Source organism: Longitalea arenae, from assembly GCF_016924755.1.
GTDB classification, from domain to species: Bacteria; Bacteroidota; Bacteroidia; order Chitinophagales; family Chitinophagaceae; genus Niastella; species Niastella arenae.
On record NZ_JAFFJX010000008.1, the window covers coordinates 60,407 to 82,256 of the forward strand.

A 21,850-nucleotide genomic window follows, 5' to 3' on the forward strand; every position below is an offset into this window, starting at 1 on the left:
TTATACACCCATTAAAGCAGCTGCAGATGAAAAAGAAGATCGATTATATACTGGATGCCCGCGAGAAAAAGATCACCGAGGAGGATACCGTGCGTCAGCCACTGCCACACAAGGATTTTCGCTTTGCCAACCCCTTTATTGTAATACACCACGTTGGGCCCGTTACTTATAAAGCCGGTCAGCAGGCGCGGATCCACCCGCATCCGCACCGCGGGTTCAGTCCATACACATTTATGTTGCAGGGCGAAGGCTTCCACCGCGATAATGCCGGAAATGACGAAGTGATAAAAGCCGGCGGCGTACAGTGGATGTTTGCCGGCCGTGGCCTTTTACACAGCGAAGGGCCTACCAAAGAAATGCTGCAGCAGGGTGGTGTGCAGGAGTTGGTTCAGCTTTGGATCAATGCGCCAAGGGCCAACAAATGGGATAAGCCTTTTTATCAGTCAGCGGCTGCCGAACAATTGCCTAGGGTGATAGCGCAGGAAGGCGTTCAGTTCAGGCTGGCCAGCGGCGATTATGATGGCCAAACCGGACCCATTCAAAACTTTACACCGGTTATTTCGATGGTTGGCGAAATAAGTGCTGGCAGGGAAATTGAATTACATGCCACGCCTGATTACTGGACTTTGCTGTACGTAATAAAAGGAAAAGTGGTGGTGAATGAGCAGCCGGTAGCCATGCATCACCTGGTGGTATTTGATAAGGCCGGAACCGATATCCTGCTTTCCGCTGCAGAAGAGGCTCAGGTTTTATTTCTAAGTGCTGAACCCATTGATGAACCTATTGCAGCAAAGGATAATTATGTAATGAATACCATGGAGGAGATCGATCAGGCGATGGAGGATTATAAAAACGGAGAATTCGGACAATTAAGCTATTAAAACAGTTTTACATATGCAACCCAACATTGGCATTAAACCAGAGAACCTGAGTGCAGTATCGCACATTTTGAATGGCATCTTAGCAGATGAGTTTTTGCTGTACACCAAAACACGCAACGCACACTGGAATGTAGAAGGCCCCGATTTCCATGATAAACATAAATTCTTTGAAAGCCAGTATGAGCAGCTCGATGAGATCATGGATGAAGTAGCTGAACGCATCCGTATTTTAGGCCATTATGCACCCGGCACCCTGAAAGATTTTTTGAAGCTGACCCATTTGACCGAGCAGATGCGTGAAAAGAATGATAGTGCCGGATTCATTCGTGAACTGCTGGCCGATCATGAAACGATCATCATTACCATGCGGGAGAATATCGACCGTTTTGCCAATGAGTTCAAGGATGCCGGTACCAGTGATTTTATTACCGGCCTCATGGAACTGCACGAAAAAATGGCCTGGATGCTGCGGGCACATTTGCGCTAATTGATTCTCATCATAAAAAAGGTGGCACCCTTCGGTTGAGGGGTGCCACTTTTTTTTATTGATTGCTGCCCGTGTTAATCATAGTCGGATAACCTCACGGCAAACACACAGCGATTATCGGTGCCATATTTTTCCGTTTCATACTCGGTCAGGTTCCACAAATAACCGGTGCTTTCTTCCAGATACAGGTCCTCGGCGCCATGTGGCCAGCGATAACGCACGCCGGCAGCGGTGCCGTCATTATACCGCACCAGCCGGGCGGTGGAGCCTTCATAACTGCTGTTGCCCGTGGTGGCCATAAAGGTCTTGGTGCCGGTGCGGTAAACGCCCTGGATGCCGTTTACGTTCGTGTTATCATTGTCAATGGGAGTAATTACTTCAGGTAACGGCGAGCTTACTATCTGGCCGGAAGCATTTAAATGAAAGCCATACACTTTCGGTACGGTGGTGCTGGATGATTCAATGTACTGGCCTGTCCAAAGCATTTTATCGGAAGCCGTAAGGCCTGTGCCCGTCTCGATGCAGGAGAAAGGTTTTGCATTGGTGATCTTATAATAACCGGTCTGCGGTAAAATATAAGCATAGTTAAATGCTTTCAGGCTGCCATCTGTTTCTTTGCCGATGCGCGTTTCTGTAGCATCCCCTTCCGCAGCTATGAATTTGGTGAGGTCGAATACCCGGATGCCGAGTCCGGTGTCAACTACATATATTTTACCGGCAAAAAAGGCAACGCCACCGGCATGCATGGTTACCGGCGCATAACTGGCCAGCTGTACATAGCTGTTGGAAGGATCATACAATTCACCATTCGACATATTGGCCTTGTTCTGCACCAGCAGAATATGGCGGTAAGTAATATTGCTCATGCTGGTGATATCAACCAGTGAGATGCGAACGCCTTTATGCTGGTTGTTCACCCCCGGGATGTTCGAAGGCCCCACCCCGTACCAGGTGATCAGCAGGAAGTTCCTGCCGCCCCAGGTGAAACCGGTGATGCCCTGGGGGCGCCATTCGTTCGTTTGCTGGTCGCCGCTATTCCATTTAAACCCTTTTACCTGGCGGTCGCTGGGAATATTGAAACCGTATACGGCCGTGTATCCGGTGCTGGTGCCAGCCCGGTTAAGGTTCACCTGGTCGGGCGTATTAAAACCATAAGAGGAAAGACTGTTAACAAAGCTGCTTTCATCAGTATAGGTCACTGTTACATTTGTTGCCGGGGCGTTTTCTACAGGAAAGCGCGTATCGTTAGTGGTAGCTGATCCGTCGGCAGATGACGGCTGCGTTTGTTTTACGCAGGCATGCAGGGTCGTGGCTGCTATTGCAGCAACACAATAATTGCGCAAGCTCATAGGACTGCTTTTTGGTTAAATGAATATTGTTGATGAGTGAATGGAAAAAATGGTGCGCGCAGACATTTCAGGTTTTCCTGATCATAGTTATAAAAATTCCATAAGAGTAACAAAAGAACTACCGGTCATCCCGCTATGTTTTTTCCACAAAACCCTTGCGCACATGGCGTCTTCTCCGCATATTAAGTGTATGTGAAATCTTTTTCAAAAAACGCCCGGATTATTCGCAATGCATCGGCAGAAAGCTGCAAGTGCCTGGAAAATAGATGTAAAATTATTATAAGGTGTTTGGGAGCCTGTAATGGCAGGGAGTGACAAATTAAATTAATTTATACAGTTCCCGCAGGTAACTTTGCATGCTGTTGCCAATAAGTATTATCTTATACAACGACATTAAAACTTTTTTCGCTTGCAATTATCCGAAGAACAAGTGCTTGCCCTGGCGCCTGATGAATCTTCCAAAAAATCAGGTAAAGAGCTGTGTAACCCGGCGAAGTGGGTAAGCAGGGGTGTAAATGAGCTGGCGCTCTGGGGCGAATGCCAGGGCAGCGGCAGCAAACCTTATCAGGCGCAGGTCGACCTGGTGAATATCGCTTTTAAATGCAGTTGTCCCAGCCGGAAATTTCCCTGTAAACATGGAATAGGCTTACTCTTGTTATACGCGCGTTATAAAACAGCATTTACCAGCACTGCGATGCCGGCCTGGGTCTCCGAATGGATCAGTAAACGATCGGAGCGCCAGGAAAAACAGGCGGTGCAAAAAGAAAGAGCGGTTGATGAAGCGGCGCAGGCAAAAAGGCGCCAGGCCCGTGAGCAGAAAGTGAGTGATGGTATTGAAGAACTGTTACAATGGATAAAAGATATCATTCGAAACGGCATTATCAATATTCCGGAAAAAGGATCAGCCTGGTTTGAGAATATGGCCCGGCGACTGGTAGATGCACAGGCCCCCGGTTTGGCAGGCATGCTCAAAAACATCGCCGCCATAAATTTCTATCGCGAGGGCTGGCAGTCGGAATTCATTGACCAGTTGCTGCGCCTCTATATCGTGGCTACCGGTTACAGGAACAGCGCCTCCCTTTCTCCCCTATTACAACAGGATCTCCGCAGCTGGATCGGTTTTACACAAAACCAGGATGAGCTGAAAGAGCAGACGGGCATCACCGATACATGGCTGGTGCTGGGCAAACAGCTTACCGAAGAAGATAATTTAACCATTGAACGGAATTGGTTATACGGCGTAACCAGCAACCGGTATGCGCTGGTGCTGCAGTTTTTGATAAGGGGGCAGGGCGGGCAACTGAGCCTGACACCCGGCCTCTTTGTGCAGGCGGAACTGGTCTTCTATCCGTCAACGGTTCCTTTACGCGCGATCGTAAAAAACCAGATCGCTACGGAAAAAACACAACAGTATAAAGGCTTTGCCAACTGGCAGGAGGTGGTGGAAGCGGAGACAGCCCTTAGTGCGGCATGGCCTGTGCGCAGCGAAAGACCTTTTATTGTAGAACAACTTCGCCCGGTTTACTTTGAACAGCAATGGTGGTTGCAGGACTGCAACCATGCCATGATGCCAATCAAAAGCGGATTCAACAGCATCTGGAAATTATTATCGTTAAGCGGCGGCGAACCGTTGAATATAGCGGTGGTAGGGAAAGAAAAATTGTACGAACCCTTTGGCGTTTGGTATCAGCAGGAGTATAAGATTTTGTAAAGGATCAAGATGCTAAATTAAAACAGGGATATGCAAACCTGGGAACAAATCATAAACACGGCTTTACTGGGCACTGATAAAAGAACCCTTGCTATCAGTGAATGGCCGCCTGAACTGGCTGCAGTGGCTGCACAGTTACAAGCATCGGTCACCGATAGGGAAGACCTGTTCCTGCAAACAGCAGCGCTGGCGTTTAACTATCGCCAGTGCGGCGCAAAACCCTTGCAAAAGGAAGGTCTGTCTATCACAAAAGCCCAGTTGGAAGAAAAACAATACTGTTCGCCTTTAGCCTTGCAAACCCTGAAAGATATCTTCGATTCGGAAAGCATTTCACTACTGCAGTTCTGGTTGCAATTGTGCGAAGCAAAAGGCAGGATCGTAACCCCGGAGTTTGTGCCGGAATTATTGAACCTTGGTATTCCGCAAAAAAAGCTGCAGAACCTGGTGGCAGCCTGTTGTGGCAAACGTGGCGAATGGTTGGCCAGGTTCAATCCCGAATGGAATTTCTCTACGGCCACTACCGATACTGAATTATGGCAAACCGGTTCGATAGAACAGCGTAAGGGCGTGTTGGAGGAGCTGCGTAAAACAGATGCCACCACCGCCAGGGAATGGGTGCTGCAGACCTGGGCGCAGGAAGATGCCGCCACAAAAGTAGAGTTCCTGCTGATCCTGGCTAATAACGTCAACGAAGGTGATATTGCCTTCCTCGAAAGTTTATCAAAAGAGAAAAGCAAAAAGGTAAGGGACCTGGCGCTTTGGCTGTTGAAGCAGATCCCGGGATCGCCGATTGTTCAACAATACCAGCAGGTGTTGCAAAAGACGGTGACCATTGGTAAAAAAGGACTTCAGATCAAATTACCGGCAGGGCTCGATGAAAGTATTTTTAAAACGGGCATCGATAAGTTAAGCAACAGCAAAGAGTTCACCGATGAAGAATTCATTGTAATGCAGTTGATGCAATCGGTTCCACCCCTCTTCTGGGAAAACCGGTTGAACAGTACGCCGGATCTCATCATCCGCACGATGCAAAAAGATGCAACGAATAAAAAGTTCCTGCCTGCCCTGGTGCAGGCGGTAGTGGCCTTCAAGGATCAGCGATGGGCAACCGCTTTCATGCAGAACAGCCAGGTATTTTATATCGACATCATCCCGCTGTTGCCGGTGAAGGAGCAGGAATTTTACAGTATCAAATTTATCGATCAGTTTGCGGAGAATATTATTGAGCATGCCATTAAACGGGAGGATACCTGGAGCATCGATCTTACCCGGGCCATTTTTATCCATACCGCAAGAAGTGTTTATCAGTATAATCGGTCCTTTTACAGCCGTTATATCCATTGCATACCGGTAGGTATTGTTACCGAACTGGAGAAATGTGCGCCGCCGGAAGAATACCTGGCTACCACCTGGCGCAATACCGGTGAATATATCACCCGGCTCCTTGAGCTGAAGAAACAAACCATTCAATCCTTCAACGACTAAACAATTATATCATTATGTCAACCTTATTACGTCAGCACGCCGAACAATTATATGCCCAGGAGCTGGAAGAGCTGCAGAAGCAGGATACGGGCAAACGCCCGCACAACTGGAAATTGACGCCGCAGGCCGTGGTCACCTACCTTACCGGTGGTAAACTGAAAAATGGTTTTGAGGTTTCGCCCAAATATATTGGTAACAAAAGGCTGATGGAGATCGCCGTGGCTACACTCACCACCGACCGCGCCTTGTTGTTATATGGGTTGCCGGGTACTGCCAAAAGCTGGGTGAGTGAACATTTGTCGGCAGCTGTTTCCGGCGATTCAACGATGATCGTACAGGGCACTGCGGGCACCAGTGAAGAAGCCATTCGCTATGGCTGGAACTATGCGCGCCTGCTGGCCGAAGGGCCCTCTGAAAAAGCACTGGTGGAAACGCCCATCATGCGGTCGATGAAGGAAGGGAAAATTGCGCGTATCGAAGAGCTTACCCGTATAGGCGCCGATGTGCAGGATACGCTGATCACGATCCTGTCAGAAAAAACATTGCCGGTTCCCGAGCTCAATACCGAAGTGCAGGCCGTAAAGGGGTTTAATGTAATTGCCACGGCCAATAACCGCGACAAAGGAGTGAATGAATTGTCAAGCGCTTTAAAGCGCCGGTTCAACACCGTTATCTTACCGGTTCCTGATTCCATAGAGGAGGAAATTGATATTGTAAAACGCCGGGTGGAAAGTTTTGAGAAGATCATGGAATTACCGGCTGAACCGCCAGCGCTGCAGGAGATCCGCCGGATCGTGACCATCTTCCGCGAACTGCGCAGCGGCGTTACCACCGATGGAAAGACCAGGATCAAAATACCCAGTGGTACCCTCAGCACGGCAGAAGCCATTTCCGTGGTAAATAACGGACTGGCAATGGCTGCTTATTTCGGTGATGGCCAGTTGAAGGCGGCAGACCTGGCTGCCGGTATCATCGGTTCTGTGGTAAAAGATCCGGTGCAGGACAAACTGGTATGGCAGGAATACCTGGAAACAGTGGTAAAGCCAAGGGAAGACTGGAAAGATATCTATCGCGCCTGCCGGGATCTGATATAAGCCCGATTCACCAGTTACCGGTTACCAGTTGCCGGTTACCCGTTTCGCGGCCAGCAACGAATATTACCCATTGACCATTCACCATTCACCATGATTCACATCTTAGGCATACGGCACCACGGACCCGGCTCGGCCAAAAATGTAAAGGATTTTCTGGAAGCAGTAAAGCCGGATATCGTATTGGTAGAAGGGCCGCCCGAAGCAGATCCATTATTGGAATGGGTAACCCATGCGGAATTGAAACCGCCGGTTGCTATCCTGGTGTATCAACCCGATGATCTGCAACGTTCTTCCTTTTATCCCTTTGCCGAATTCTCACCTGAGTGGCAGGCCATAACATATGCCCGCAGGAATAAGGTCCATGTGCGCTTTATGGACCTGCCCATGGGCCATCATCTTGCCCTCGAAAACGAAACTAAAAAGGTAAATGAAGCGCCGGGCGCTGCCGGTCCATCGGTGAATAGTTATGCCTGGCGCAATAATGAAGTGGCCGCAGCAACAGCATTGCGAAAAGACCCGATCGCCTACCTCGCAGCAGCCGCCGGTTATGACGATGGCGAAAAATGGTGGGAACACATGTTTGAGCACCGGCAAAACCGGGAACAGGTCTTTGATGCGGTCACAGAAGCCATGCAGGTCTTGCGCGAAGCTTTTCCGCAGCCCGAAGACCACATGGAACAATTGCGGGAAGCCTGGATGCGTAAGACCATCAGGCAGGCGGAAAAGGAGTTGTTTCAAAATATAGCGGTGATCTGCGGCGCCTGGCACGCCCCGGCGCTGGTATCGATGCCGAAGCCCAAAGAAGACAATGAGCTGTTGAAAGGATTGCCTAAAGTAAAAGTAGAATGCACCTGGATCCCCTGGACCTATAGCCGGCTTAGCTACTACAGTGGTTATGGCGCCGGTATCGGATCGCCGGGCTGGTACGATCATATCTGGCATCATCCCGCTGATGATGGCACCCGCTGGATGGCGAAAGTGGCCAAATTGTTCCGGACAAAACAAATGGACACTTCCGTAGCGCATGTTATTGAAGCGGTGCGCCTGGCTGAATCGCTGGCCAGTCTGCGCAATTTGTACAAGGCGGGACTGGAAGAACTGAACGAAGCTACCCAAACCGTACTCTGTAATGGAGAAAGTATTTTGATGCAGCTGATCAACGATGAACTGATCGTAAGCAACCGGATCGGTGAAGTGCCTCAGCAAATACCCAAACCACCCTTGCAGCTGGATATAGAAAAATTACAGAAGAGACTGCGCTTGCCGGCAACCGCCGATTTTAAAGATTATACGCTTGACCTGCGTAAGGAAAACGATCTGGAGCGAAGCATCTTCTTACACCGCCTGCAGTTACTCGATATAAACTGGGGCGAACAGCATGAGGTGTCGGGCAAAGGCACCTTTAAAGAATTATGGCGTTTGCAATGGAATCCTGAATTGTCGATCAATATCATTGAAAAGGGCAATTGGGGTAATACCGTGGCAGAAGCGGCGGAGAGATTTGTGATCGCAAAAGCCGGTGAGGCTGGCACCCTCAGTACCGTTACCGGTTTGCTGGAGCATACCATCCCCGCAGAATTACACCGGGCGGTAGAAGTATGCATACAAAGCATTAATAACCTGGCAGCCGCCAGCGGCGATGTGATACAGCTGATGGAAGTGGTGCCAGGCCTGGTGCAGGTAAGCCGCTATGGCAGTGTGCGAAAGACCGACGCCGACCTGGTTCTGGGCATTGTAAACAGTATGCTCACCCGTATTTACGTTAGCCTGCCTGCCGCCTGTACGGCGCTGACCGATGAGGCAGCCCAAAAGCTGTTGGAGCTTTTCTTCAAATTGAATGATGCGGTGAATGTTCTACAGCAGCCCGACCTTACCGGTCAATGGCAGCAAACCCTGCAGGCCATTGCAGCGGCAGATAATACCTCGCCAATGATCGCCGGTTATGCCACCAGGTTACTGGCCGATTTTAGATTACTGGAAGGCGATGCGCTGGTGCGGGTCTTTCATTACGCCATGTCGGCCGCAACGCCGCCCGATAAAGCAGCTGCCTGGCTGGAAGGGTTTTTAAAAGGCAGCGGTACTATTTTGTTGGTTGACGAAGAGCTCTGGAGCCTGGTGAACAATTGGGTGAATATCCTGGATGAAGAAACCTTTACCAGCGTCTTGCCATTGTTGCGCAGGACCTTTTCGGGTTTTTCTTCCCCCGAAAGAAAAAAGCTGGGCGAGAAGGTAAAAACCGGCGGCGCCGGCGCTGCCGGCAGGCCGCTGGCAGATGCCAGCCTGGATGAAGAAAGGGCCAGGCAGGGCATCCCGGTTATTTTGCAATTATTGGGTATAAAAAGCTAAGCAATGATCAATGAACACCATATCCGCAAATGGCGCCTGATCCTGGGCGGACAGGAAAACGATGGCACCGGCATTTCGCTGAACGAACGCGATCTGCAAATGGATAAAACGCTGGAAGCGTTATATGACAGCACCCGCCAGGGCGGCCTGGGACCTTCTTCGCCCAATGTAGCCCGCTGGCTGGGCGACATCCGTACTTTTTTCCCTTCTTCGATTGTGCAGGTGATGCAGCAGGATGCCTTACATAGATTGAATCTTACGCAGATGTTATTTGAAAAGGAAATGTTGCAGCATGTTGAACCCGATGTTCACCTGGTAGCCACCTTAATGACATTGAGCAAAGTGATCCCTGATAAAACAAAAGACACTGCCCGCATGGTGGTGCGCAAAGTGGTAGATGAATTATTGCGTAAACTGTCGCAGCCAACACAGCAGGCGATCATCGGCAGTTTGAACAGAAGTGCACGCAATCGCCGGCCCCGGCATAACGAGATCAACTGGCATGCTACCATCCGGAAAAACCTGAAACACTACCAGCCCGATTACAAGACCATCATTCCTGAAACAAGGATCGGGTATGGACGGAAACGTAGTTCATTAAAAGATGTGGTTCTATGTATCGATCAAAGCGGATCGATGGGCACATCCGTTGTGTATTCCGGCATCTTTGGCTCGGTGATGGCCTCTATTCCGGCTATCAAAACAAAAATGGTGGTATTTGATACTGCCGTAACAGATCTCACGGAGGAGCTTAATGACCCGGTTGAATTATTATTCGGCGTGCAGTTAGGCGGAGGAACCGATATCAACATGGCGCTTACCTATTGCCAGCAGATTATTACCAAACCCAATGATACCGTTTTGGTATTGATCACTGACTTGTATGAAGGCGGCCATGAAGATAAAATGCGTAAGCGGGCGGCTGAACTGGTAGCGGCCGGTGTACAGGTGGTCGTACTGCTCGCCTTAAATGATGAAGGCGCTCCCTTCTACGACCATAATAATGCACAATACTTTTCCAACCTGGGCATTCCTGTTTTTGCCTGTACACCCGATAAATTTCCCGACCTGATGGCGGCAGCCCTGGGCAAACAGGATATAGGCCTGTGGGCGGCGAAAGAAGATCTGGTGTTGAAGAAATAGATGTAAGCTTATTTGAAACCGTGCCACCGTTCGTTGGGGTCGCCAGGGAAAACGGTGGCACGGTTTATTACGCTATTGTTGCGAGTATATACTTAAGTAACCACACTCCCGGATCGCTTCTTTATAAAATTGGGTATTGCTGTATTGTTGTTTCAATGCTTTGAATCCGTTCCAGGGCAGGAAATCAGGCAGCTTTGCCTGGTCGCCATACTGGTAATTCCGGTTCTTATACAAGGTTTGGTTATACCATTGATTGCGGTCGCATTTGGCCAGCATGAAATGGCATTTTGCTTTTTGTTCATTGGTTTTGGCCGCATTCAATGCCAGGCTGTAATACTTCTCAGCCATTTTCATATCGATGAGGAAGTCGCGATAACTACTATCAATGGCAAAAGGTGAATAATGGGATGAACCTGTTATTTTGCCTTCATAGTAAGCGCGGGCATTGCCATAATGGGTGATATTGTAAAACGCATTCGCTACCAGCATGGCATTGCTGTACACCTCGCTGTTGGCTTTGATCTTGTCCTCCATTTCTTTCATTTTTTTTAGCAGGTCCAGCTTCGTGTATTTTATCTTTTGGGGCGCTTCGTGGTCGCAGTCGTGGCAATCCTGCAGGCGGCCATTGAAGGGGTTGCCCGGCAGCGGGGCGCTGGCCGGTACTGTTTCCATTTTAGCGATCGCTTCCTCCAGTTTGTCGTCATAGGTTAAACGGATGGCCTGGTATTCCACCAGATCATTGCCGGTAAGCGGATACAATGCCACACACAGCGTTTCAAAGGGCGTTTTATTCGCTTTGTTCAGAAAGCTTTTCATGCCTTCTATATTGGCATCGCTGGTGTAAAATGCCGGGTAATTATTGAAGCAAACTGCTTTTACAAATTCTTTTTGTTTAATGTACCGGCCGGCGAGGGTGTTCTTTATCCATTGATAAGCGGTAGTATAGCGGAAAGTTTCATCCGGTGCTTTCATATTTTGCAACCAGTTCAGGTCTGCCAGTACTTTATTTTCCAGTTTACTGTCTGCCTTCGGCGTGCCGGCAACGGTATTTACCAGTTTCAATAACCGCAGCTGCCATTGCACCAGTTCCTGTTTAGGCAATTTCTTTTCTGCAGCGGCATAGGAGCTGGAAGCCTGTTTAAAATCACCATTCAGCATGTGCAGGTAACCGGCTGCCATATGCCACATATAAGGCTGATGGGTATTACCGGCTTGTGCAATGCGGTTTACGAGGGCCAGCAGGTCGCTGGTGCTGGTGTCTTTTTTGAATTGCAGGCTTTTATTGGTGTATTCATGGTCCCAGCTGCTGAATTTTTGTTCCTCTTTATTTACTGCGCGGGTCAATAACAGGTTCAGCTTTTCGCTGCGCGGGTTCAGGTTATAAATTTCCTGTATGGCCCTTTTTTCATCGGTATAGAATATGCCCAGCATTTGCCACAGGGTTGCCTTTTCGTCGTTATTGGCGCATAAGGCCAGGGTGGCTTTCCATTCACTTTCTTCTTTAGGGCCAAAGCTCCAATGCGCGACTGTTTTCAGGGCATCGCAGCCGTCGTACACCTTGCTGTAATAATAAGCGCCTTTGGGAAAATTCTTTAATTTATAACAGGCGCCGGCTGCATAGGCCATCGTGCGATAGTAGATCTCATTCTTTTCAAAGGATTGCTCGTTTTTCTCAAAAAGGTCCAGCGCATGTTGTGCAGGGCCGTTAAAGAAATAAGAACGTTCCAGTTGGAACCAGTACCGTTGTTTTAAAAATGCGTCTTTTGCCTGCGTAAATTCCTGCAGCAGTTCTTTGTTCAATGCTGCGGTGTTTATTTGCACGGGCTTTTTCTTCGATTCATAATCCCAGGCATATTCGAGGTTGACAACAGCGAATGCCTCGCTTTTTTTCGCGAGTGTCAAATACCTGATAAAGTCTGCGGTCTTTTTGTCGTTTTTCCGGAACAAGGAAAATGATTGCGTGGTTAAAGGCAACGTTTTCAGTTTACCTGCCTGGTAGGCAGCCAGGCTGTCGATGGTTGCTGCAGGAGCATGGAGCAGCAGGAATTCGAGCTCGCTGCGGGGCGTTGCATTACCCAGGTAGCTGGTCCAATCGTTTATATTGGATCCATTGAAGCGGGTATTGTGTTCAGTATCGTGACCGATGCCATAATAAAACACATCAGAATAAAAGAAGGGGCGGTAAGCATCGGCTACAAATGCTTCGGGGGTGAAACTTGAATCGCCATATTCAGGGCCCCAGTCGCCTGCGCAGGCCACTATAATGCCGGTGCCAACAGCGAATGAACTAGCGAATGTTACTAAGTACTTTTTTGAAAATATCTTTTTCATATTGAACGAGGTTAGTGCTGTCAAGATCATAAAAGATCAACTTGCCTATACGATTATTTGTATGTTGGTTGATCTGGGTTGTAATATCGAGCAGGTCATTGGCTGGAACATGCTCCGGTTTAATGAGATCCTTTTCCTTAAAATAATAACCGGCCTTGAAACAGGCGTTTTTTGCGATATACGATCCGTTGTTTGCGCTGATAAAATTAGAATCATTTTCAAACTGGCCGGTCTTAATTTTATTCAGCAGTTCCACCACCTTGCCATCGCGTATTTTTAGCGCCCAGGAGAAAAGGGGCAGGGCAATATCCATGGGCAAAGGGTAGGATTTGATATAACTGTTGTACCGGTTCGCCACCGCTTTTTCGTAAATGGAATTATTGTTATCACCGGTAATAGCGCCCATATTGTAATACATCAGTACTCCATAATCGACCGGCGGAATGCCGGTTCTTTCCTTGTATTTTACCTGGTGAAGCCGGATGGTAGCAGAGACGGTTAGTTGGGCCTTCGTTATAGCCCGGTACTGGCGGATGAATTCGAAGAATTTATCGCGGGTGCGTTCCGTCCAGTCGCAGTCGAATTGTATTTCCCGGGTCATTAATTGTTGGGATCGATTGATCTGGGTCACCAGGCCGGCTACATTCCGGGCCAATGTGGAGATCTCTGATGCGGCGAGCCTTTCGAAGGTCCTGTTTATAATGAAAATTACCGGAATGATCCTGTAAGAGCGTACGGTTGAATCGAGGATGACAGGTGATACCGGCATGGGCTGCGTTTCCCCCTCTTTATAGTCGACGTCAAAATACCGTACATACAGTGAGGTAACGGCATGTTCCTTTAAGACGTTTTTTTCGTATTCGTTGAGGGAGAACTGTGTTTTCCAATAATAAAAGGAAAGTGGTTTGGGCTGATGCCGGCAGCCGGCAATCAATACCAGGAAGAACACCAATGAGCACCAATACTTTTTCATTGCCGACAGGGGTTAAGGAAATGGCCCCTGCAAGATAAAGGCTGTTACGCTTTTACACCAATTAAAATCATCGTGGTGACTGGGTAATCTAATGGTTCCAGCTGCTCATTATTCATGGTGAACAAAGCGCATTTCCCTTCCCAGCGATGCTGCACTATCCAATCATTTGTAAAGGCCCGCGACGCAGCATGAATGGTGAAGCCCGCTTTCAGCAGGTTCGTTTTCCATTCATCAAAATCCCAGAAGCAAAAGGTTTCATGCATTTCGCTTTGCCAGTTGTCGGTATAATCTTTCCGGCTAAGGAATTCCATCACGTTGCGTAAACTCGTTATAATATAGTTTTTATGATGGATGGTAGCTGTTGAGTACTCTAATACATACCCTTCTATCTGCCTGAAATCACGGGCGAAACGCAGGAACCTGGCATAGGTTGACAAGCCGCTGAGGTATTGCGAAAAGACCTGTTTATCGCTGAATGTTTTGTACGGGTCTTCGTTGCTGCCATCTGCATCGTTGAGCCAGCAGTATATGATCTGGTCTTTGTTGGCCGGACCCACGACATCGCGATTGACCCATACACCGCCGGGCGCCAGCTCTTCATACCGGTTTTGAATGAATTGCAGCAGGTCATTCCGGCTTCCGTACGATTCAATTTCATGGGTGAGGGAGGAACTGTGGATGGTGTTCATGGAATTGCGTTCAAATACCAGTCCGGTCACGGCGTTTTTCTGCGAGAAGAAAACGAAGGGGTTAATGAACTCGCCATTTTCTTTCCGTTGCTGGCACAGCACATATAAATAACGCGACACCTCGATGCCATAAAAATCAGATTCGCGCAGGCGTTCATCTTTACAGGCGAGTTTGATCCATGACCCTACTGCACATCCGATGTCGCCGATACGGCCGGGTTGAATGAAACCGGCTGTATCGTGGTATTTCATTTCAGCGATCTCATCCATCTGGCGAACGTATACATTGTAGTCGCGGGTTTCGGTAAGATCGCCGTCACTGCTGATCATGGCATCCCTGAACAGCATTTGCACTTTTTCGCCGCAGCGGTATTTGCGCCAGACATTATAGGCCGAAGCATGCATATGTTCCTGGACGAAGGGATCTTTTTGCCAGTGATGGCTGTTGGCTATATGTTCTACCACATCCCAGGGCATGGGCGTATGGTGCTGCCAGGTAGTGAGGTCCTGCAACTCAGCCGGCAGGATAGTAAAGCCAAGCTGGTGGTACATATTTAATACCGGGGTAGAACAAATGATAATGGTATTGGCCGGTGTGCAATGGAACAGGCCTTCGCTGTCGTGCTGAATACGTTTGAGTGTGTAGCCCGCAAAATTGGGAACCTGTCCAACATCGTCGATGCCATACATATAGGTCGGACAGTTCAGGGCATTGCCAAAATCTTCGATGGCTATGGCGCGCAGGTAGAAGGGCAATGGGTTGCGGCGGGTATTGGAGTGGTTGGCGGAAGTAACGGCAAAAACGACGGCCTCAATGTTTTCAGTAATGCCAATGGTCTTGCCAAATACATCTTTTTCTTTTTCCAGGCCATTTTGTATAAGCCGTTGAATATAGTGAAACTGAAATCGGGTGAGCAATTGGTGGCGTCCGGGAATCAACAGGTACATGAATCAGATTTGCGTTAAAGATACGGGTTAATGTGCTGATTAGCTGATATGCTGATGTGCTAATGCTTTCTGTGCGATTTATACCACCTATTTAACGCTTAAGCGAATGCCAGAACTGATTCGTGAGGTTATTAACTAAATTCCGGAGGGGTGGAAAACTTTGTATTTTCAAATAGCATATTATCGCATTATGCACAGGTTGGTACTATAGCCGAATGTTTTATCTTGCAGTCCATGTCAGTATCCGGTTCAGAGATCAAAGTTGCTGTAGACGCCATCGTGTTCGGGTATTCTAAGAACGAAGGTGTATCTATCTTGCTTATTCAACGGAAGTATCCGCCCTTCAAAAATTCATGGGCGATACCGGGCGGTTTTGTACTGCCGGAAGAGTCGCTGGAAGACGCAGTTCGCCGCGAATTGCGGGAAGAGACCGGGATTGAAGTAAATTACCTGGAACAGTTATATACGTTTGGCGATCCTGATCGCGATCCGCGCAAAAGGGTGATCTCCGTTGCCTATTTTGCATTGGTAAAAAGCAGCCAGTTTCAGCAATTGAAGGCCAGTACTGATGCCGAGAATGCACAATGGTTCAATTTCAAATCCCTGCCGCCGCTGGCATTTGATCATAAGAAGATCCTGAACCTGGCCATCGAGCGGGTGCGCACCAAGATCCGCTATCAGCCGATCGGTTTTGAACTACTCGACCGTAAATTCCCGTTTGCCGACCTGGAAAAGCTCTATGTTAGTTTGCTTGACCGCGAAATAGACCGGCGTAATTTTTATAAAAAGGTAATGGCCCTGGGCATTCTTGATGAAACCGATGAGCTGGCAAAAAGTGAAGGCAAAGGCCGGCCAGGCAAAATGTACCAGTTCAATAAAAAGCGCTACCAGGAATTGGTGAAAGAGGGGATTAATTTTGAGATATAAAATATTTGCTGGCGCAACGCGGCATCTTACACCGGAAGTACAATAAGCGATGAACGCCATTGGATAGGTTTAGTTACTTGATGTATGTAACCTTTGACACCAGTTACATTCTTAATACACGTTGTAGCCTTTCCTGGTCTGTTCAACTGAACATCGGGAACTTCGATCGATGGTGGCAGATGGTAGCCATTGCTGCTGCTGTTGTTAGCGTCAAAACCTTCTAAGGATCAGCGCTCTGTCGCTCTTGCTGGTTACTGCTACGTAATCGGCCAGTTCGTCGTAAATAGTTTTTAGCATACCGTTTATAGCTCGAAAAGGTGCCTGAAGAGTTTGTGGCGTACAGTTTCGAGCTCGAAACCGGCCTCTAAGAGTTTGTGACGTATGGTTTATAGCTCGAAGCGGGTCGTTAATAGTTTTTAGCGCATTGTTTAAAATTATTAATTGTGCGTTTATTTTTTTGGCACATCTTCTCCCAGGGCGAATTCCCGGCTCAATTGCGCCTTTCCTGCGAATACGCTTTCCGCATTCCTTAGGATCAACTAATTAAGGACGACCGGTAACATTTATTTTGCGTTTGTTTTACGCAAAATTTGGATAATCCAATGGCGCGTTATAAATTTGCGTATAAATAACGCAAAATGAAAGCAACTGGTGTTATTATAGCAAGGTTTCAAACCCCTTACCTGCACGACGGACATAAATATTTGTTGGATGAAATTCGTTCCAAACACAATAAAGTAGTGGTGGTGCTGGGCGTATCGCCGGTAAAAGGCAGCCGCCGCAATCCATTCGATTTTTATACCCGTGAGCGTTTATTAAAACAATATGCCCCTGAATTGATGGTATTGCCCCTGAGCGATCATCCTTCCGATGAAACCTGGAGCAAACAGTTAGATACGCTTCTGCAAAATACCTTTCCGCAGGAATCGTTTATACTCTACGGCAGCCGCGACTGTTTTATTCCTTATTACAGCGGGCATTTACAGGTAGTGGCCTTGCCGGAATTTGGCGAATATTCCGCTACCGCTATCCGGAACGAAAATAGCGACAAGGTATTGGATACGACAGATTTCAGAATGGGCGTTAACTATGCTTACCAGAACACGTATTCAAAGGTCTATCCTACTGTTGATATCGCCGTTTTGAAGGACAACGATACGCAGCTCTTGTTAGGCAAAAAGAGTAATTCGCCCCAATGGCGTTTTCCGGGAGGTTTTGCAGATCCGACAGATGCGGATTATGAAGCGGCTGCCCGCCGTGAGCTGCAGGAAGAATGTGGCGATATCGAAGTGAGTGCTATGCAATATGTGGGTTCTGCCAAAATAGATGACTGGCGATATCGTTCTGAGGAAGATAAGATCATTACTATGTTCTTTAAGACCCAATGGGTATTTGGCCAGGCGCAGGCCAACGACGATCTGAAAGAACTGGCCTGGTTCCCGGTACGGGAACTTTCATCAATGATGCAACAGGGAACCATTGCCAAAGAACACCATGTACTGGTAAACCTGTTATTGAAAAACCTGAACATATTATAAAGCGTCCCTTAATAACCCTTAATAACATTTAAACTTACATCATATGAAAACGCAGGAGAACATTGTCTTACTGGCCGACGCCTATAAATATTCTCACCATAAATTATACTATCCCGGAACGACAAAGATCTATTCTTATCTCGAAAGCCGCGGTGGACAATTCAATGAAACCATTTTTTTCGGGCTGCAATACTTTTTAAAATATTATCTCGAAGGCAATGTGATCACCAAAGAAAAGATCGATGCGGCCGAAACATTTTTAACGCAGGTATTTGGCAGAACCGATGTGTTTGACCGCAGCAAGTTCGATTACATTCTGAAAAAATACAATGGGCGTTTACCCGTTCGCATCAAAGCGGTGCCCGAGGGAACCGTAGTACCGGTAAATAATGTCTTAATGACGATTGAAAATACCGATCCGGAATGTTTCTGGTTATCAAACTTCCTCGAAACCCTGTTGATGCAGGTCTGGTATCCCTGTACCGTAGCTACTGTTTCCCGGGAAGTGAGAAAGATCGTGGAAGAGTATTTCGAAGAAACTGCGTCAGAAGCGTCAAAAGCGGCTATTGATTTCGTATTGAACGATTTTGGATTCCGGGGCGCCAGTTCTGTAGAAAGTGCCGGCCTGGGCGGTGCGGCCCACCTGATCAATTTCATGGGCAGCGACACCCTGATGGGCAGTGTTGTAGCACAACGCTATTACGAGGCGCAGAAAGTCTACGGCTTATCGGTGCCCGCAACCGAGCACTCGGTTTGTACCCTGTTGGGCGAAGAAGGCGAACTGGAGATCTTCAAACATATCCTGAGAACCTTTCCAACGGGTATCGTAGCCTGTGTGTCTGACTCATTCGACATTTTCAGGGCCTGCAGTGAATACTGGGGCACTGAATTAAAAGACCTGGTATTAGGCAGGGATGGCGTGCTGGTGATCCGGCCAGACAGTGGTGATCCTGTATTTACCTTATTGCGGGTATTCGACATCTTGTTGAACAAGTTCGGTTATACGATCAATGAAAAAGGATACAAAGTATTGCCACCCCAGGTGCGTGTATTACAGGGCGATGGCGTTAATGTGCAGGCCATCCGCAGTATTTACGGGGCATTGAAAGTAAATGGCATCAGTGCAGAGAACCTGCTGTTGGGTATGGGGGGCGCTTTATTGCAAAAGGTGGACAGGGATACGCAGAAGTTTGCTTTTAAATGTTCTTATGCCGAAGTAAGTGGCAAGCCGGTAGATGTGCAAAAGCACCCGGTTGAAGTAGATGCACATGGTAAACTGGTGCAATCATTCAAAAGATCAAAAGCCGGACAGTTAAAATTGATCCGCACCGATGCCGGCTATCAAACGGTGAGAAAAGAAACATCACCCGGTTATGAAGACCAGATGATCACCGTATTCGAGAATGGAGAAATTATCAATACCAACAGTTTCGAAGAGATCAGGGAAAGAGCGGTGGTTGCGAAAGAGGTGCAGTTAATGTAGATAAAAAATATGAATTATGAATCAAGCTAAAAGAAAAGCAATAGCAGAAGATACATTACAGATCTTAGAAAAAGGATTTTATACTAATAGACGAGGCGAAAAAGTAGATCTGGCTCTTATTCAAAAGAAAGCAGAAGAGAATACCCGCTTGTTCAGGCCGCAGGAATTGGATGAATTACTGGACAGGCTGAAGAAAGATAACAGCTTTGAAACGAAATATGAAGTGACCAATGAAACCACGCTCGATGCGGCGCGCCGTTTGGCAGCAGAAGGCGTACAGCATATCATGTGCTTGAATTTTGCTTCGGCGAAGAATCCCGGCGGTGGTTTTTTGGGTGGCGCCCTGGCGCAGGAGGAATGTATTGCACGGGCAAGCGGTTTGTATCCCACCCTTCTGCAGGCGGCAGCATATTACGAATACCACCGCATGCATAGGAGCGGTTTGTACTCTGACCATATGATCTATTCACCCGGCGTGCCTATCATTAAAGATGAAGGCGGACTTGAACTGGATGAACCGGTATGTATCAGTATCGTTACTGCTCCGGCCGTAAATGCAGGTGTTATCAAAAGAGATGATGGTGGCAGCACCGATAAAATAATCCCTGCAATGAAGGCGCGAATCGAAAAATTGTTAGCACTCTGTATGCACTACCGCCATACTACCCTGATACTGGGCGCCTGGGGATGCGGCGTATTCCGTAATGATCCCGATATGATAGCCGGATTATTCCACGAAGCGTTGACCGGGCCATTTGCTAACCAGTTTGACCGGGTTTTGTTTGCGGTTAAGACGAATAAGGAAGAGATCATTGAACCGTTTGCGAAGAGGTTCAGGAATTAAAGTAACCAAAGGGTTTAAATAACTAATTGCAGTATCAACGAATTTTTAAATCAACAGTATGAAAGTAACCCCCGTTCACGGCGCATTGTTTGGCGTAGCCATCGGTGATGCATTGGGCGTACCGGTAGAAATGATAAAGCGGGATGTGTTGGCGCAAGACCCCGTTAGGGATCTTGTAGGCTATAAACAACATAATCAACCAGCCGGCACTTTTTCTGATGACAGCTCCCTCACTTTTTGTCTGGCCGAGTCATTGTGCAACGGATACGACCTGCATGATGTCGGAGAACGGTTTGTAAAATATTTCTTTGAAGCATACTGGACGGCCGGTGGTGTTGTGTTTGGTGTTGGTAAAACAACAGAGATCGCAATAACAAAGTTAAGGGATGGCGTTTCACCCGCTGACTCAGGCAACTACGATGAAGGTTGCAGTGGCAATGGTTCATTGATGCGTATTCTTCCTTTGTTATTTTATGTGATGGACTTTGAAATAGAAAAGCGCTATGAAATAACCAGGGAAGTGGCCTGCATAACACATGGAAGCATGCAAACGATATTGCCTTGTTTTTATTACCTCGAGTTTGCGCTCGAACTCTTACAGGGCAGCCAGAAGCAAATGGCATACGACAATACCGCAAAAACAGTTGCTGATTTTTTGGCAGGCAGCAGCCTTGGTGAGCAGGCCAGGAATGTATTAACACCACTGCTTTTCGAGGATATAACAAAGCGAAGCAGCGCGTCCATTCTAACGACCCATCAGGCGGTTCTTACCATCCAGGCAGCTATGTATTGTTTTATGCAAACAGACAATTACAGCGACGCCGTTTTAATGGCCGTGAATATGGGTGATGACACTGATACCACCGCTGCCGTAACCGGAGGTTTGGCCGGTTTGTACTATGGATTTGAATCCATTCCCGAAAAATGGAGAAAAGAAATTAAAAGAAGTAATGAGATCCATGACCTTTGCGACCGGCTCTCTAAGGCCATGGGTTTAACATGAGGATTATTTTTTATGGAAAAACAAATAAAAAATATTGGTAAATTTTTGAGCCTGGTGCTGCGTCATGAGCCGCAACATATGGGACTCACGCTTAATGAGGAAGGCTGGGCCAGCGTGCCGGAACTGATCGAAAAATTCAATCAAAGAGGCGTACGACTCGATTTTGCCATGCTGCAACTGGTAGTAGATACGAACGACAAAAAGAGGTTTTCTTTTAATGAAGATAAAACCCGCATCAGGGCCAGCCAGGGTCACACTGTTGAGGTTGATCTGAATCTGCCAGAACAAACACCTCCGGAATTTTTATATCATGGCGCCGCCGATAAATACATAAACGCCATCCGCCAGCATGGCCTGCAAAAGATGAAAAGGCACCATGTGCATTTGACGGCTGATATCGAAACCGCCCGCCAGGTGGGACAACGCCGTGGCAGGCCGGTAATTCTGGTAATAAAGGCATTGGCCCTGCATGAGCAGGGACATAAATTTTATTTGTCGGCCAACGGCGTATGGCTGACTGATTTTGTGCCGCCCGCATTTATATTGTTCGAGTAAGAAATGTTAAATGCCGCTTACTAAACCAGTAAACCTTTTTTTCGCTTCCCTGTTACTATATGC

The 21,850-nt window shown here is 47.7% G+C and carries 17 protein-coding genes; 13 read left to right on the forward strand and 4 right to left on the reverse strand.

Annotated elements, in window-relative coordinates:
- Positions 1 to 26: 26 nt before the first annotated feature.
- Together JT717_RS16685 and JT717_RS16690 are read left to right on the forward strand one after the other, a co-directional pair.
- Positions 27 to 881, forward strand: coding sequence for a pirin family protein (locus JT717_RS16685; RefSeq protein ID WP_205511642.1), 855 nt, complete (start codon positions 27 to 29; stop codon positions 879 to 881).
- A 13-nt stretch (positions 882 to 894) separates the two neighbouring features.
- On the forward strand, positions 895 to 1,368 hold the full coding sequence (locus tag JT717_RS16690) for a Dps family protein (RefSeq protein ID WP_205511643.1): 474 nt from the start codon (positions 895 to 897) through the stop codon (positions 1,366 to 1,368).
- A 74-nt stretch (positions 1,369 to 1,442) separates the two neighbouring features.
- Here the strand turns inward: JT717_RS16690 and JT717_RS16695 are convergent, their stop codons facing one another.
- On the reverse strand, positions 1,443 to 2,717 hold the full coding sequence (locus tag JT717_RS16695) for a hypothetical protein (RefSeq protein WP_205511644.1): 1,275 nt from the start codon (positions 2,715 to 2,717) through the stop codon (positions 1,443 to 1,445).
- 409 nt (positions 2,718 to 3,126) lie between these two features.
- On the opposite strand from JT717_RS16695, the gene JT717_RS16700 reads away from it, so the two are divergent.
- The 5 genes from JT717_RS16700 (at position 3,127) to JT717_RS16720 (ending at position 10,496) form a co-directional block, all read left to right on the forward strand.
- Complete coding sequence (locus JT717_RS16700; RefSeq protein ID WP_205511645.1) at positions 3,127 to 4,428, forward strand: SWIM zinc finger family protein; 1,302 nt, start codon at positions 3,127 to 3,129, stop codon at positions 4,426 to 4,428.
- Positions 4,429 to 4,458: 30 nt separating this feature from the next.
- Entirely contained in the window at positions 4,459 to 5,913 is a 1,455-nt protein-coding gene (locus JT717_RS16705; RefSeq protein ID WP_205511646.1) for a DUF5691 domain-containing protein, read from the forward strand.
- A gap of 14 nt (positions 5,914 to 5,927) precedes the next feature.
- Positions 5,928 to 7,007 (forward strand): ATP-binding protein, encoded by a 1,080-nt coding sequence (locus tag JT717_RS16710; RefSeq protein ID WP_205511647.1) that lies wholly within the window; start codon positions 5,928 to 5,930, stop codon positions 7,005 to 7,007.
- Between the two features lie 90 nt (positions 7,008 to 7,097).
- Positions 7,098 to 9,353, forward strand: a complete 2,256-nt coding sequence (locus JT717_RS16715) for a DUF5682 family protein (protein ID WP_205511648.1) — start codon at positions 7,098 to 7,100, stop codon at positions 9,351 to 9,353.
- Between the two features lie 3 nt (positions 9,354 to 9,356).
- The gene (locus JT717_RS16720; RefSeq protein ID WP_205511649.1) at positions 9,357 to 10,496 is read left to right on the forward strand and encodes a VWA domain-containing protein; all 1,140 of its coding nucleotides are present in this window, start codon (positions 9,357 to 9,359) and stop codon (positions 10,494 to 10,496) included.
- A gap of 72 nt (positions 10,497 to 10,568) precedes the next feature.
- Here JT717_RS16720 and JT717_RS16725 read toward each other — a convergent pair whose 3' ends face one another.
- The 3 genes from JT717_RS16725 to JT717_RS16735 are packed head-to-tail and all read right to left on the reverse strand — an operon-like array spanning position 10,569 to position 15,437.
- Positions 10,569 to 12,827: a hypothetical protein gene (locus JT717_RS16725; RefSeq protein WP_205511650.1), complete on the reverse strand. Its 2,259-nt coding sequence runs from the start codon at positions 12,825 to 12,827 to the stop codon at positions 10,569 to 10,571.
- Positions 12,784 to 13,800: a hypothetical protein gene (locus JT717_RS16730; protein ID WP_205511651.1), complete on the reverse strand. Its 1,017-nt coding sequence runs from the start codon at positions 13,798 to 13,800 to the stop codon at positions 12,784 to 12,786. Before JT717_RS16730 ends, JT717_RS16725 begins: the two co-directional genes overlap by 44 nt.
- Before the next feature lie 44 nt (positions 13,801 to 13,844).
- Positions 13,845 to 15,437: a class I SAM-dependent methyltransferase gene (locus JT717_RS16735; RefSeq protein ID WP_205511652.1), complete on the reverse strand. Its 1,593-nt coding sequence runs from the start codon at positions 15,435 to 15,437 to the stop codon at positions 13,845 to 13,847.
- Positions 15,438 to 15,671: 234 nt separating this feature from the next.
- On the opposite strand from JT717_RS16735, the gene JT717_RS16740 reads away from it, so the two are divergent.
- The 6 genes from JT717_RS16740 (at position 15,672) to JT717_RS16765 (ending at position 21,787) form a co-directional block, all read left to right on the forward strand.
- On the forward strand, positions 15,672 to 16,364 hold the full coding sequence (locus JT717_RS16740; RefSeq protein WP_205511653.1) for an NUDIX hydrolase: 693 nt from the start codon (positions 15,672 to 15,674) through the stop codon (positions 16,362 to 16,364).
- Between the two features lie 638 nt (positions 16,365 to 17,002).
- Entirely contained in the window at positions 17,003 to 17,902 is a 900-nt protein-coding gene (locus tag JT717_RS16745) for an NUDIX domain-containing protein (RefSeq protein WP_205511654.1), read from the forward strand.
- A 43-nt stretch (positions 17,903 to 17,945) separates the two neighbouring features.
- Positions 17,946 to 19,385, forward strand: a complete 1,440-nt coding sequence (locus JT717_RS16750) for a nicotinate phosphoribosyltransferase (RefSeq protein ID WP_205511655.1) — start codon at positions 17,946 to 17,948, stop codon at positions 19,383 to 19,385.
- Positions 19,386 to 19,401: 16 nt separating this feature from the next.
- The gene (locus tag JT717_RS16755) at positions 19,402 to 20,229 is read left to right on the forward strand and encodes a TIGR02452 family protein (RefSeq protein ID WP_205511656.1); all 828 of its coding nucleotides are present in this window, start codon (positions 19,402 to 19,404) and stop codon (positions 20,227 to 20,229) included.
- A 58-nt stretch (positions 20,230 to 20,287) separates the two neighbouring features.
- Positions 20,288 to 21,232: an ADP-ribosylglycohydrolase family protein gene (locus JT717_RS16760; RefSeq protein ID WP_205511657.1), complete on the forward strand. Its 945-nt coding sequence runs from the start codon at positions 20,288 to 20,290 to the stop codon at positions 21,230 to 21,232.
- 12 nt (positions 21,233 to 21,244) lie between these two features.
- Positions 21,245 to 21,787, forward strand: a complete 543-nt coding sequence (locus JT717_RS16765; protein WP_205511658.1) for an RNA 2'-phosphotransferase — start codon at positions 21,245 to 21,247, stop codon at positions 21,785 to 21,787.
- The last annotated feature ends 63 nt before the right edge of the window (positions 21,788 to 21,850 follow it).